Source organism: Chloracidobacterium sp. (assembly GCA_016716305.1).
Taxonomy (GTDB): Bacteria; Acidobacteriota; Blastocatellia; order Pyrinomonadales; family Pyrinomonadaceae; genus OLB17.
The window spans coordinates 3240001-3254597 of sequence record JADJWP010000002.1; the positions used below are offsets into that span (position 1 = coordinate 3240001).

The window sequence follows — 14597 nt, forward strand, 5'->3', positions numbered from 1 at the left end:
TCTCCTTTGTTAAGTATCTCGGATGTCATTATCGTCATCCGATAGAGAATGCGTAGCGATCAGGAAAAAACTATCATCGAATAGACAATTTTTAAGCTTAACGTGAAAAACCGCACCGGCGTCCGGTGCGTACAATCAATGATCTTTGTTCGGTTCGGAGCCTAATACATATGTTGAGAAAGATATTTTCACTCGCAATGATCGTTACACTCGTTTCTTCGATCGGTCTTGGCCAGCGAAAACCTGCGTTCAAGATCGATTTCGAAAAGTTCACTTTGCCGAACGGGCTTGAGGTGATCTTTCACATCGACCGTTCCGATCCGGTCGTGGCGGTTTCGTTGACCGCCCATGTCGGTTCGGCCCGAGAAAAGGCGGGTCGTACCGGATTTGCACATATGTTCGAGCATTTGCTGTTTCTCGAATCGGAGAATCTGGGTAAGGGCGGGCTTGACAAATTGACCGCGCGAATCGGCGGTTCCGGTGCTAACGGTTCCACTAGCAGGGACCGTACGAACTACTTGCAGACGGTTCCTAAAGATGCTCTCGAAAAGATGCTCTGGGCCGAGGCTGACAAGCTCGGGTGGTTCATCAACACTGTCACCGAAGCCGTCTTGGCGAAAGAAAAACAGGTCGTTAAGAACGAAAAGCGTCAAGGTGTCGACAATAACCCGTACGGGCATACTTCCTACGTCATTGATAAAGCTCTTTATCCGGAAGATCATCCCTACAACTGGCAGGTGATCGGGTCACTTGAAGATCTTCAGAATGCCGAACTTGAGGATGTGAAGGAGTTCTTCCGCAAATGGTACGTACCGAACAACGTGACGCTAACCGTTGCAGGAGATTTCGACAAGGCGCAGGCGAAACGGTGGGTCGAAAAGTATTTCGGTGAGATCAAGCGCGGAGAGGATATAAAACCGCTCGAAAAGCGGCCGGGTGTCGTCAAGGAAACCGTCAAGTTCTATCATGAAGATAATTTTGCCCGGCTTCCCGAACTAACGATGGCTTGGCCGACTGTCGAGGAGTTTCATCCGGATTCGTATGCACTTAGCGTGCTTGCACAATATCTTTCACGAGGAAAAAAGGCTCCGTTTTACCAGGTCCTGGTCGAGAACAGGAAACTTGCTGCAAACCTGAGGACTTCGAACGACACGTCGGAGCTTGCCGGTCAATTCGAGTTGTCTGTCAGAGCATTCGCCGGGAAAGATCTTGACGAGGTGGCAGCTGGAGTGGACGAAGCATTCGCGAAGTTCGAAAGAGAGGGTATTTCGGAAAATGATCTGAATCGGATCAAAGCGGGTCAGGAGACACAGTTCTACAACTCGTTATCGAGTGTTCTTGGAAAGGGCGTGCAGCTTACGCAATACAATATTTTTGCGGGGGATCCGGGTTTCGTAGAAAAAGACATCGCCAACATTCTCGCCGTGACATCGGCGGACGTACGCCGAGTCTACGAAAAATATATCAAAAACAAGAATTATGTCGCGACCTCGTTCGTCCCGAAAGGGAAGATCGAGCTTGCCCTCGAGGGGTCGAAGATCGCGGCTGTGGTCGAAGAGCAGATCGTGCAAGGGGCAGAACAAGAGGTCGATCCAACGATCGCGGCAAAATACGAACGAACGCCGTCAAGTTTTGACCGCACGGTCGAACCACCCTTCGGCCCCACTCCAGAGGTGAAGCTTCCGATCATTTGGGAAAGCAAGCTCTCGAACGGAATGCGTGTCTACGGTATAGAAAACGTTGAGGTTCCGCTTGTCCAGTTTGAGATCGTCATGGACGGCGGGTTGCTCTTGGAGGATATCAACAAGGTCGGCGTTTCGCAGCTGCTTGGCCAACTCATGACGCAGGGCACGGCGAAACGCACCCCGGTCGAGCTCGAGGAGGCGATACAGCAACTCGGTGCGACCATCAATGTTGGAGCCGGAACTGAGGATTTCAGGTTTCGCGTCAATACACTCGCTAGAAATTTTGCTCCAACGCTCGCATTGTTAGAAGAGATGTTGCTCGAACCCAGATGGGACGCGAAAGAATTCGATCTGATCAAACAACGAACGATCGCATCGATCCGGCAGCAGGAGGCACTGCCGAATTCGATCGCGCAGATCGAGTTCAACAAGCTGGTATACGGCGAGAGCGATATTCGTTCGAAAAACCCGCTTGGTTCCATCGCGTCGGTGAACTCGATCACAATGGACGACCTGAAGGCGTATTATGCCCGAAATCTCTCGCCTTCGGTTGCCCGTATGCACCTCGTTGGTGCGATCGACAAAAAGCAGGTGGCCGGGGGGCTTAAGAGCCTGACCTCCAGGTGGAAGGCAAAGCCAGTGACGCTGCCGGTGCTCAAAGCTCCGTCCAGGCCGGAACGTTCGCAGGTTTATTTTTACGATGTTCCCGGCGCAGTTCAGTCGGTCTTACGGATCGGTTATCCGTCGATGGGTATGAACGATCCCGACCAATATCCCGCCGTTGTGATGAACTACATCCTTGGCGGCGGCGGATTTGCCTCGCGGCTGACTCAGCAGCTCCGCGAAACCAAGGGGTATACTTATGGGATCAATTCATCGTTCTCGGGCACTCGTGATACCGGACTCTTCTCGATCTTCAGCGGTGTCCGAAGCAATGTGACGCTCGAATCGGTTCAGCTGATAAGGCTCATCGTCGACAACTATGCTAAGGATTTTTCGACTGACGATCTGGCAACTACAAAGAGCTTTCTTACCAAGAGTAATGCTCGGGCATTCGAGACCTCCGGAGCAAAGCTAAACATGCTCGAGAACATCAGTAAGTATGGTTGGCGACCGGATTATGTAAAACAGCGTGAGCAGATAGTTCGGGAAATGACGGTCGAACGAATTCGAGAACTTTCCGGAAAGTATCTCGATAGCGGCCGAATGTATTGGCTTGTGGTTGGCGATGCGAAATCACAGTTACCGAGATTGAAGGAACTTGGATTCGGCGAGCCCATCGTGATCTCGTCAAAGAACTAAGGGACGGATCTCCGACGGCCGCCGATTGCGGAAAGACGGTTTGTAAACTGCATCGCAAGCGTAAAATGGCGAAGAAAAAGGCGATAGCCAAAACGGAAAAGAAGATATTGATCACGGGTGGAACCGGATTCCTTGGTGCTGAGATCGTCCGTCGATTGACCGATGCCGGAGCACGAAATCTGCGTGTGATGGCATCGAGAGTTCCCGACTGGATGAAGGAATCAGGGGTCGAGCCGATGCTTGGATCGGTAACAAGCCGCGAAAACGTTGCCGCAGCGGTCGCGAACGTCTCGGTTGTGCTCCATCTCGCGGGGAAGGTTTCGCGTAACAATGACGACGCGGCCGCAATGAACAAAATCCATGTCGAGGGTACCAGGCTGCTTTGCGAAGCAGCGAAGGTAGCCGGAGTTCAGACCGTTGTTCTGGCGTCTTCGAGCGGCACGATTGCCGTCAGCGAAGATCCCGAAGAGATCGACGAGACCTATCCTCAGCCCGTTGATGTGATCTCTCGCTGGGCCTACTATTCATCGAAGTATTATCAAGAGCGAACTGCGCTTGAGAATTTTGACGGTGATGGACGCAAGCTAGTGATACTCAATCCGACACTTTTGCTCGGTCCTGGAGACGAAAGGTTAAGTTCGACCAAAGTCGTTCTCGATTTCCTCGGGCGCAAGATACCATATTGTCCAAGCGGCGGGTTAAGTGTGGTCGACAACCGCGATGTTGCGAAAGCGTTCATAAATTCGATCGAAAAAGGACGCCACAAAGAGAAGTATCTTCTTGGGGCAGGCAACATGACATTTGCAGATTTTTTTGGCAGGCTTTCCCGCTTGTCGGGCATTTCTCCACCGATGCTGCGCGTCCCGAAGAAGATCGCGGTTGCTGGAGCCGGAATCATTGATTCGGTATTTCGGAATTGGAACAAAACGTCGCCGATCGAACCGGGCGAGGTCGAGCAGGCGGAATACTTCTGGTATCTGAATAGTGCGAAAGCCGAAGAAGAACTGGGATTTGTGCCTCGCGATACGCAGGAAACGCTTCAAGATACGATCACCTATCTAAGAAAGAACTTTCTTGGAGCAGATGTCTTTAGTTAAGAGATCTGTCAAATTGCGCGTTTGACCAAAAAAGATCGCGTCCGGCCATATTGACTTTGTACTCATCACAAAGCCGATCCTTACGCTACAATACAGATCTTAAGAACCACGAGCTTTGACTATGAGAGATCAGTCATTTTTCGCGACTTCGCGTCTACCTTTCAGCCAACCCGAAAAGAAATAAATGATCAGTCCGATAACTATCGCGATCAGTATCGGAATTCCTTCCTTCGCAAAATCCACACGCGTCAATAGCCATACGATCAAGCCGATAGATAGAATGGCCGCCAAAACGCCGAACGGTGCGGAAAACCTTGCTTCAGGCGCATCACCGCGCCGTCTAAAAACGGGCAGAGCAAGACACGTGGTTGCGTATACGAGCAATCGGGTAATAGTTGCGATCGCAAGTGCAGTAAGAAAGGTAGAGAAGATCGTCAGAATAAGTATGACCACCGAAGTCAAAAGTATCGAGACCCACGGAGTCTTGAAGCTTTCATGGGTACGACTCAGCGTCGACGGAAGGTCGCCGTTCTCAGACATTGCAAACAGCAGCCTCGTACTTCCAAGCAATCCGACATTTAAGTTCCCGAGGATAGACACAAGTGCCCCAACCGTGATGAATGCTGCTCCGTACGTCCCCAGAAAAATGGCTCCGGCGTCAGCAAGCGGCCGCTCCGATTGAGCGAGTCCCGAAAGTGTCCCGATGCTCACAACCTGGATCAAGATATATAGAACGGCAACAACACCAAGGGCGACGAAGAGGGCAATTGGGGTGTTTCGCTGCGGATCCTTTGTCTCACCGCCCATCACGACCCCGACCTCGAAACCGACAAATGCATAGATCAGTAAAAGCACGGCACTTGAAAATGCTCCGTACTCGGGAACAGTGTCGAACGTGAAGTTTTCCGGCTGAATAAAAAAGATGCCTACAGCGACGAAAACGAACAACGGTATCAATTTACCGGCAGTGAATATGTTCGTCATCATGGCCGATTGCTTTACGCCGATCAGGTTCACAACGAAAATCGTCAGAACCACAACGCTGATAGATGCGACACGAAATGTTCCTTGGCTGGCTTGCGGGACAAAAAAACCGAAATAGGTGATCAGGAGATTGCAGTTTGCCGCAAATGTCGTCACACGAACGATCCAATACAGCCAGCCGACCTCGAAACCCACTACTGGTCCAAATGCTTCTCGAGCATACAGATACGGTCCGCCAGTGGCAGAAAACCGACTCGCGACCTCTGCGTAACAAACGACAATAAAACTGATGATCATCGCACACGCGAAGAAGGCGACAAGGCTCCACGTGCCGATCAACGCATGAACCTTAGCCGGCAGTCCAAATATGCCGGCTCCGATTATTGTGTTTATGAATATTGCGGTAAGGTCCCAACGGCCGATGCCGCGGATCAGCTTCTGTTCGTTCATTATGCGTCACTTTTTGGCCAGCTTTTGCGGGAGATGATTTTCGTTTATACTCTGAAAATCAACTCACGTAAAGAAAGCAGCAAATAAAAATGATGCCCGTCATTAACCGATCGAAAGCGGCAGTGATCACACTGACCTTGTTTCTGACAGTCGCTGCGGCGGCGAAGATCGCGCCGAAAGAAAACGAGATCGTTAAACCCAAGGACTATCGTCCGCTTGAGATGGTCTCTTCAAACCGGCTGAAATCGGCATTGGATTCGGTAGTCGGCGAGGTGATCAACTCGTATCGTCAGCAGGGAATCAAGAATGAGGAACTCGCCGTTACGCTGATCGATCTGAGCGATCCTGCCAGACCTCAAATCGCCGACCATCGAGGTGAAGCAAAGATCTACCCGGCGAGCGTCGTCAAGATGTTCTATATGGCGGCCCTGTATCAGCAGCTCGAGGACCGAAAGGTCGCGATGACCAAAGAGCTTGAGCGTGGATTGAGGGATATGATCGTTGATTCATCGAACGAAGCGACTCAGTACATAGTCGATGTCTTAACGAACACCTCCAGCGGAAGCGAACTTTCGCAGAAGGAATTCGATCTATGGGCCTTTCGCCGCAACCGAATGAACCGGTATTTCGCGTCAATGGGTTTTACAAATATCAACGTCAACCAGAAAACCCATTGCGAGGACGCATACGGAATCGAACAGCAGTTTCGCAATTACAAAGGTGAGAATCGGAATATGCTTACGACCAACGCGGCTGCTCGCTTGATCGCCGAGATCGCTGTAGGCCGGTCAGTGAGTGCCGAACGCAGCGAAATGATGCGTCAGCTATTGAAGCGCGATCCGTTCGCAACCGGAAAAGACGCCAACAGCCAGGCAACAGATTTCTCAGGAATGGCACTATTGGAGAAAAAACTGACCGGTGCAAGGCTTTGGTCGAAGGCGGGCTGGACCAGCCGCACTCGACACGATGCGGCATACATTGAAACACCGGATGGATCGCGGTTTGCGATCGCCGTGTTTACCGAGAATCATGCCAATGAAAAAAACGTGATCCCGATGATCGTCAGTCGGATAATAGACAAACTGAGAGAGGTATAGGACAAAATGAAGCATCTAAGAAATACGCTTGTAACACTTTTGCTGTTCAGCATCGGAGCCTTCGCACAAGGTTCATATCAAAAGCCGCCGAAAGAGATCTTGGACGTACTGAACGCGCCTGCAATTCCTTCGACATCGATATCACCAACCCGCGACCGAATAGCGCTCCTTGAGATACAGCGGTATCCGCCGGTCGCGGAGCTTGCCGAACCGATGCTTCGTCTTGCCGGTTTACGGATCAATCCAACGAACAACGCACAGCATAGACAAAACTACTCAGTTGGCGTAACGCTCCAGAATATTTCCGACGGTAAGAGGACGGCTGTGAAGCTGCCTGCCGGTGCAAAGATCGTTTCTCCACAATGGTCGCCGGACGGGAAGTACATCGCCGCTGGCAATATCACTCGCTCGGGCGTGGAGTTGTGGCTGATAGAAACGGGAACCGGACGAGCGACACGGGTACCAAATATATACGTCAATACCGCATTTGGCGGATTTGGCTGGGAAGGAGCGTCGATCCTTATGGCAACGCTCGTTCCCTCAAACCGCGGTCCGGCTCCGGCCTATCAGGATATTGCTCCAATGGAACCGAACATTCAGGAGACGAGCGGGCGAAGCGGCGCTGTCGCGACATTTCAAGACCTCCTTAAGAGTCCGAATGACGAACGACTTTTCGAGTACTATACAACCTCTCAGCTCGCAACGGTCGACACAAGCGGTCGTGTTCGGACGATCGGTAAGCCCGGTATTTACGATTCGTTTTCGCCCTCACCAGACGGAAAATACTACCTCGTCTCGCGAATAAGCCGGCCGTTCTCTTACCTTTTCCCGTTCTCGCGCTTTCCGAAGGTCGTCGAGGTGTGGGATACAAATGCGAAGGTTGTTCATACGCTGGCGAACATTCCACTTCAAGATGCGCTCCCGGTTCAGGGTGTGCAGACTGGGCCGCGCGGTTACGGATGGATCCCGACCGAAGCCGCGACGCTGATGTGGGTCGAGGCTTTGGACGGTGGTGATCCGCGGACAAGAGTGACCCCGCGAGACAAGATCGTCAAGTTAGCGGCACCGTTCAGCGGGGCGCCGGTCGAAGTCGTTAAAACGGAACAGCGCTATCAGGGCCGCGCTTTCGGCGAACGTGACGGGCTGTTATTGTTTTTTGATTTCAACCGCGACACACGTAAAAGGCGGATCTTCATGACGGATCATCGGAACCCCGCAGAAGTGAAGTTGATATCCGACCTGAATGTCAGCGATAGATACAACGACATCGGAACACCTGTCACGAAAACGCTTCCAAATGGTAACAGCGTTATACGTCAATTCGGCGATCAGATCTTCTTGACCGGAGCCGGAGCATCGCCCGAAGGCGACCGTCCTTTCTTCAGGACGATGAACCTCAAAACGTTGGAAATTAGAGAGATCTTTCGTTCCGGGATCGAGGAGTACGAGTCGTTCGTCGGGATGATGGACGATGAGGGAATGAACTTTATCACCCGAAAAGAATCGATCTCTGAGCCGCCAAATCTCTTCATCAGACAAGTGTGTCCTCCCAATAAAGTTTGTACTGCGCTCGCCTACCGGCAGATCACGGATTTTAAGGATCCGTCACCACAACTACGTGGCATAACGAAGCAACTTGTAACGTACAAACGCGCCGACGGGGTCGATCTTTCGTTCACGCTTTATCTTCCGCCCGGCTATACAAAGGGAACTCGCTTGCCTACGGTTGTCTGGGCATATCCGCTTGAATTCACCGATCCCAGTGTTGCAGGCCAGGTTTCTGGTTCGCGCAATCGTTTCACCCAGATCGGCGGTTATTCTCATCTCTTCTTTCTGCTCCAGGGCTATGCTGTCCTCGATGACGCGACAATGCCTATCGTGGGAGATCCTGAAACAGTCAACGATACTTTTGTTAAGCAGATCGTTGATTCGGCAAAGGCCGCGATTGACAAGGGAGTTGAGTTGGGTGTGGTCGATCCGGAGCGCGTTGGCGTCGGAGGCCATAGCTATGGAGCATTCATGACCGCTAATCTGCTTGCTCATTCCGATCTATTCAGGGCAGGTATCGCCCGAAGCGGCGCTTACAATCGGACGCTAACGCCGTTCGGTTTTCAGTCAGAACGTCGGACCTTTTGGGAAGCTCCGGATCTGTATGCGAAGGTCTCTCCATTCTTCTACGCTAACAAGATCAATGAGCCGGTGTTGTTGATCCATGGGGAAGCTGATAACAATCAGGGAACGTTTCCGATACAGTCTGAGCGATTGTTTGCTGCGATCCGCGGAAATGGCGGCACTGCTCGCCTCGTAATGCTTCCGCTTGAATCACACGGCTACGCAGGACGCGAGTCAATAGAACACACGCTTTTCGAACAGATAAATTGGTTCGATAAGTATGTTAAAAATGCGTCTCCCCGCAGGTCTTCTCAGACCGCTTCAAGGTAGACGTCCTATTTCGATCTGAACGATCCGGGCCCGAACAAATGCGAGTTCGGGACGGGTCGTTTTTTATTGGATATTTGTTACTTCCAGAACGGGAGTCGAGATGTCGAGATGCGAATGAAGTTGCTTAATATGCAATGGTCGTTTCTTGAGCAGCTTCCGGGCCTTAGAAGCGTCGACCGGACGGGAGAAGAGATATCCCTGACCGAGTTTGCAGCCGAGTGTTCGCAGCGATTCGAGTTGCCTCTCGGTCTCGATACCTTCGGCGACTACGTCGATACCAAGGTTCTCACCGAGCATCAGGATCGTTTTGACGATCGCTCCGCTTTTTTCGTCGTCGTTCATTTTATCGATAAATGACCGGTCGATCTTGAGCCGATCAAACGGGAATCGCTGCAGATAACTAAGACTCGAATATCCAGTTCCGAAATCGTCTGTCGAAAGTGAAACGCCTAGTTCGTCCAGCTCGCTGAGTACGCTTAGAGATTTGTCACTGTGTTCCATAACGGTGCTTTCCGTTACCTCGAGCTTAAGCTGACTTGGTTCAAGACAGGTCTTACGAAGTATCTGCCGGATCTGGCCCGAAAGCGACGGGTGCATAAGCTGTTTGGCAGATAGATTTACGCTTATCGATAGACGTTTGGATGTGCGTTTCTGCCACTTCGAGATCTGTTCACATGCTTCTTCGAGTATCCAACGGCCGATCGGGATAATTAGCCCAGTTTCCTCGGCTACTCCGACAAATTCATCAGGTGAGATGAGACCAAGCGTCGGATGTCGCCACCGGATAAGAGCCTCAAACTCACTGACTTCGCAGGATTCGAGACAAACGATCGGTTGATACAGGACCTCAAATTCGTCTCGGTCGACCGCATGGCGCAGATCGGTCTCGACCTGCAGTTGGTTCATATTTCGGACGTGCATCTCGCGGTCGAATATCTCGTATCGTGCCTTTCCCGCCTCTTTTGCGCGGTACATTGCTGAATCGGCGTCGCGAAGAAAGTCCTCTGGCTGCCTGAGTATCTCGTCTGAAACTATTATCCCGATGCTCGCCGACGTGAAGACCTCGTAACCGTCGATCTGAAATGGACGAGCAAGGTTGCGCTGTACTCGCTCGGCGATATGTGCAACATCCTCAGGCCCGCCGGTCCGATTCAGCAATATAGTGAATTCATCGCCGCCGAGCCGCGCGACGACGTCTCCGGGACGAACCTGCGAATTTAGTCGGTCGGCGATGGCGCGCAAAAGACGGTCGCCTACCACATGCCCGAGGCTGTCGTTGATCACTTTGAATCTATCGAGATCCAGGAACAGAACGGCGAAACGCGTCAAATGGTTGTGCTCGGCCCGATCGATCGCGGCTTTGAGATGAGCCATGAATTCTGCGCGGTTCGGAAGGTCGGTCAATGGGTCATGGCGTGCGAAGTAATTCAGTTTTGCTTCGCTTTGTTTCTGATCGTCGACGTCGGTGTTCGTACCGAACCATTTGATGATCCGGCCGTCAACATCTCGGCCAGCATTTGCACGGGCTTTATGCCATCTATAGACACCGTCGTGACGACGCAGTCGAAATTCGGTCTCATAAAAATCCCCGGTTCTGATCGAATGTGTCCATCGTTTCAGGCATTCACCAAGGTCATCCGGGTGGACGACATCCTGCCAGCCGAAACCGATCATTTCTTCGCTTGTTTTATTGAAATACTCAAGCGTACGCGCATTTACGTAATCGAGTTTGCCATCAGGTTCTGCAGTCCACACTTGATGAAATATCCCCTCACCCAGTTGACGATATCTATGCTCGCTTGCTTTCAGTTCTTCCTGGGCACGTCGTCTTTCCGTGATATCACGTCCAATACCTTGGACACCGACCGGAATTCCCTTTCGAACGATGAGCCGTGTGCTTAATTCGAGCGAGACGCGTTTGCCGTCCTTTGCAATGATGTTGATCTCGTAGGTAGTTGGCCTATCTTCAGCTAGTTTTCTTGCCGTCATTTCTCGCGCAGCCTGAAGCGATTCAGGGGCAACTACCTGAGCGATATTCATCGTGACAGCCTCGTCACGTGTATAGCCCGTGATCCTCTCGCCCGCCCGATTCAACGACGTAAAGTTGCCACGGAGATCATGGGTATAGATCAGGTCGTTCGCATTCTCGAACAAGTCACGGTAACGAACCTCGCTTTCACGCAATGCCTCTTCAGAATGTTTGCGTTCGGTAACATCGCGAGCAATTCCCTGAACAGCGACCGGCACACCGTTCTTGGTAATGATCGTACTGTTGACCTCGAGGGTGAGTGTTGTGCCATCCTTCTTTACACAATCGAGCTCATATGCAGTTTGTTTCCTGCTGCCTTTTATCTTCTCGCGGAGTTTTTCCCGGACAAGTTCGAGCTGCTCGGGGACAGCTATGTCGGACATGTTGAGCTTAAGAGCTTCCTCGCGGGTATAACCGAAGATCCTCTCCGCTGCGAGGTTCATAGATATGTAGTTACCCTGCAGGTCATGAACATAAATGATGTCGTTGGCATTCTCGAACAGGTTGCGGAATCGCTCTTCACTCTGCTTCAGAGCTTCTTCAGTTTGCTTCCGGACAGTAATGTCGAGCATGATGCCTTCCCGGCAGATCACATTTCCGCTATCGTCCTTGATCAGGCAGCCGCGGTCACGAACCCAAAGCATATTGCCGTCGGCGTCGAAAATTCGATATTCGTAGTCGACTTCCTTGCCGCTTAGGGTCGAGGCTGTGGTTTGCTTGAATACCCATTCCCGGTCGTCCGGATGGATCACCCGTACCCAGATATCAGGGTCGTTAAGCCACGCCTCCATCGGGTATCCGAATCGTTTGAATGCCGGGCTTACGTAAAGTGGTGTATAGGGCGGAGCAGAATCGACGACATAGAACAACACCGGCAGGTTTTCAATGAAACTGCGGTAATTGGTCTCATCGAGTTTTGAGCGGCCCTCATCCGTCGCAGACTTGAGGCTTTTCGGGCTTTGCGAACTCTCGGAAGCGGCTTCTTTTTTGCGTTTCGAGGTCGATGGCTTTCGCGTCATATTATGGTGATCGGGACAAAAAGTGCCGCAATCTGTCACACGTGGAATGACGAAATCTGTTACCGGCTGCAACGTTGTGTAGGCGAAACGCAGGTAGGATAAGTGGGTAACCACCAATAAATCTTTGAGTTAGCTCATGCGCCGGTTAACGTGAGCACCGTCACGTCCGCAAACGCTATGCCATTCGATCGCGTCGGGTTTAGTGATTTCGCTCTCGATGCCTTTTGGACTATTCTTAGAAAGATAATGCACGACGATCTTTCGGGAATTCATCAACCGATCGAATTTAGTCTACCCGATCAGCGGCAGAAAGATCTGTTTGCGATCTCGGATGAGCAGGTAGCGTTTTTCGACGATAACGGATATTTAGCGGACATTAGCATCCTCGATGAAAGTTTTGTTGCTGCGCTCTGCGACGACCTTGAAAGATTAATGCAGCCGGAATTTGCCGAGGATCCTCGGTTTTACGAATATCATCAGAACGAGGCAACATCAGGCAATGGCATTCTTTTCCATGCCCTTGGCGCTTGGCGGCTTTCAATCGCATTTCACGACCTCGTCTTCCACCCGGCAATGTCGATGCCTGCTTCGCAGTTATTAAGAGGTCCTGTACGTTTATGGCATGACCAGGTCTTCGTAAAGCCCAAATTTGACGGCGGTGTCGTAGCCTGGCATCAGGATTATTCGTATTGGACACGCACAAAACCAATGGCGCATCTGACCTGTTGGATCGGGCTAGATGATTCGAATGAAGAGAACGGCTGCGTTCACTACATTCCCGGAAGCCATAAATGGGATCTGCTTCCCAGAACGGACCTTGCGAATGATATGGACGCGGTGCTTTCTGTGCTTTCTGACGAACAACGCGAGAGCTTTAAACCGGTTCCGATGATTTCAAAGGCAGGGCATGCCAGTTTCCATCACCCGCTGATGCTGCATGGCTCTTTCGCAAACCGCTCACCACGGCCGCGACGAGCCGCAGTGATCAATTTTATCCGTGACGGTGTGGTTTCCGACTCTGATCTTCCGCTTTTGGACGGCGTTCCGCCCGTTCCCGTGGGCGACAAGATCGAAGGCCGGTTTTTCCCATTGCTGTCGGAGCTTCCCGCGGGTTCAAACGTGAGATAATATAAATAAGATCTCTCCCTGCAACTAATATTATGAAGTTTCTAACATCGACGCTCGCGATCGCGGCACTTTGCTTTGTAACCGGAGCGCAGACGATGCCGTCTGACGCGGATCCGTTGATCTGGGCGAAAGCGCTGAAAATACACAAAAAGGCGATCATTATCGACGGTCATAACGATATCACCGGACCAATGGTCGATCAGGATTTCAACCTCGCCGACGATTCGACCGGACGTCTGCAGCTCGGCGGCGATCCAATGCACACAGATCTAGCGCGGCTAAAGAAAGGCGGTATGACGGGCGAGTTCATGTCCATTTACGTTTCCGGGGCAACTCTACGGACAGGCGGCTCGATGCGGCGTGCGATGGATCTGATCGACGCCACGTATCGTGAAGCCGAACGACACGATGATCTATTGACATGCACTACCGCGGCCGAAATTCGTCGGGCCAAGAAACAAGACAAAATTTGCCTTTTGATGGGTATCGAGGGCGGATACGCGATCGAAAATTCGCTTTACGCATTGCGAAACTTTTACCGTCTTGGCGTTCGCTACATGACGCTTACGCATAACGTTGCCCACGATTGGGCAGATGCTCATCGAGATATCAAACACAACGGCTTGACCGAGTTTGGTAAAGAGGTTGTCCGCGAGATGAACCGACTCGGCATTCTCGTCGACATATCACATGTTTCCGAAAAAGTGATGAGCGATGTCCTCGACATCACAAAGGCACCGCTGATCGCGTCGCATTCGGGAGCCCGTGGCGTGAACGACCATACCCGCAATGTGCCGGATTCGATCCTTCGGCGTTTGCCTCAGAACGGAGGCGTAATAATGGTCGTGTTTTATCCTTCCTTCTTAGATGAACGGACCAATCGTGAAGAGAACGAACGCTCGACACGACTGCGTGACCAGATCGCTGCATTGCGAGAAAAATTTAAGGACGATCAAGCCGGATTCGTGAAAGCTGAGAACGAGTTGATGGCAGCAAATCCGATATACATCGCAGATTACAGACGCATAGTCGATCATATCGACCATATAAAGAGGGTAGCGGGCATCGACCATGTCGGCCTTGGTTCAGATTTCGACGGGGTGCCGTTTCTGCCGCCACCGATGAAAGGCGTTGAGGACCTAGTCTTGGTCACGTACGAGATGCTGCGTCGGGGCTATACCGAGAAGGAAGTTCTCAAGGTGCTTGGTGAAAACATGCTGAGGGCGATGGAACAAACCGAAAGAATCGCCGGCAATCGACAGATCAGCGGCCAGGGAAGTCTGAAAAGGATAAAGTAACACCGCATCATCGAGTTTGGTCGCGGCCCATTGCGTATTATGCATGGGCCCATTATTTTGCTTATC

General features: G+C 51.5%; 8 protein-coding genes. 6 read left to right on the forward strand and 2 right to left on the reverse strand.

Annotated features, from left to right (window positions below):
* Nucleotides 1–170 precede the first annotated feature (170 nt).
* Together IPM28_16725 and IPM28_16730 are read left to right on the forward strand one after the other, a co-directional pair.
* Entirely contained in the window at nt 171–2987 is a 2817-nt protein-coding gene (locus IPM28_16725; GenBank protein MBK9174627.1) for an insulinase family protein, read from the forward strand.
* Nucleotides 2988–3052: 65 nt separating this feature from the next.
* Complete coding sequence (locus IPM28_16730) at nt 3053–4084, forward strand: NAD-dependent epimerase/dehydratase family protein (protein ID MBK9174628.1); 1032 nt, start codon at nt 3053–3055, stop codon at nt 4082–4084.
* Nucleotides 4085–4213: 129 nt separating this feature from the next.
* Here the strand turns inward: IPM28_16730 and IPM28_16735 are convergent, their stop codons facing one another.
* Nucleotides 4214–5518 carry an amino acid permease gene (locus IPM28_16735; protein MBK9174629.1) on the reverse strand — a complete coding sequence of 435 codons (1305 nt, stop codon included), beginning with the start codon at nt 5516–5518 and terminating at the stop codon, nt 4214–4216.
* A gap of 89 nt (nt 5519–5607) precedes the next feature.
* Here IPM28_16735 and IPM28_16740 point away from each other — a divergent pair, with 89 nt between their 5' ends.
* Both IPM28_16740 and IPM28_16745 read left to right on the forward strand, forming a co-directional pair.
* The gene (locus IPM28_16740) at nt 5608–6615 is read left to right on the forward strand and encodes a serine hydrolase (GenBank protein ID MBK9174630.1); all 1008 of its coding nucleotides are present in this window, start codon (nt 5608–5610) and stop codon (nt 6613–6615) included.
* A gap of 6 nt (nt 6616–6621) precedes the next feature.
* A complete protein-coding gene (locus IPM28_16745) occupies nt 6622–9057 on the forward strand; it encodes a S9 family peptidase (GenBank protein MBK9174631.1) in 2436 nt (811 codons plus the stop codon).
* A 63-nt stretch (nt 9058–9120) separates the two neighbouring features.
* On the opposite strand, the gene IPM28_16750 is transcribed toward IPM28_16745, so the two are convergent.
* Nucleotides 9121–12105: a PAS domain S-box protein gene (locus IPM28_16750; GenBank protein ID MBK9174632.1), complete on the reverse strand. Its 2985-nt coding sequence runs from the start codon at nt 12103–12105 to the stop codon at nt 9121–9123.
* Nucleotides 12106–12351: 246 nt separating this feature from the next.
* Here IPM28_16750 and IPM28_16755 point away from each other — a divergent pair, with 246 nt between their 5' ends.
* Both IPM28_16755 and IPM28_16760 read left to right on the forward strand, forming a co-directional pair.
* A complete protein-coding gene (locus IPM28_16755; GenBank protein ID MBK9174633.1) occupies nt 12352–13233 on the forward strand; it encodes a phytanoyl-CoA dioxygenase family protein in 882 nt (293 codons plus the stop codon).
* Between the two features lie 32 nt (nt 13234–13265).
* The gene (locus IPM28_16760) at nt 13266–14531 is read left to right on the forward strand and encodes a dipeptidase (protein MBK9174634.1); all 1266 of its coding nucleotides are present in this window, start codon (nt 13266–13268) and stop codon (nt 14529–14531) included.
* The last annotated feature ends 66 nt before the right edge of the window (nt 14532–14597 follow it).

Bases quoted from the DNA above. Each gene is read 5' to 3' on its own strand.
- IPM28_16730 (MBK9174628.1), top strand. From the start codon at position 3,053: ATGGCGAAGAAAAAGGCGATAGCCAAAACGGAAAAGAAGATATTGATC.
- IPM28_16755 (MBK9174633.1), top strand. From the start codon at position 12,352: ATGCACGACGATCTTTCGGGAATTCATCAACCGATCGAATTTAGTCTA.
- IPM28_16745 (MBK9174631.1), top strand. From the start codon at position 6,622: ATGAAGCATCTAAGAAATACGCTTGTAACACTTTTGCTGTTCAGCATC.
- IPM28_16750 (MBK9174632.1), bottom strand. From the start codon at position 12,105: ATGACGCGAAAGCCATCGACCTCGAAACGCAAAAAAGAAGCCGCTTCC.
- IPM28_16735 (MBK9174629.1), bottom strand. From the start codon at position 5,518: ATGAACGAACAGAAGCTGATCCGCGGCATCGGCCGTTGGGACCTTACC.
- IPM28_16760 (MBK9174634.1), top strand. From the start codon at position 13,266: ATGAAGTTTCTAACATCGACGCTCGCGATCGCGGCACTTTGCTTTGTA.
- IPM28_16740 (MBK9174630.1), top strand. From the start codon at position 5,608: ATGATGCCCGTCATTAACCGATCGAAAGCGGCAGTGATCACACTGACC.
- IPM28_16725 (MBK9174627.1), top strand. From the start codon at position 171: ATGTTGAGAAAGATATTTTCACTCGCAATGATCGTTACACTCGTTTCT.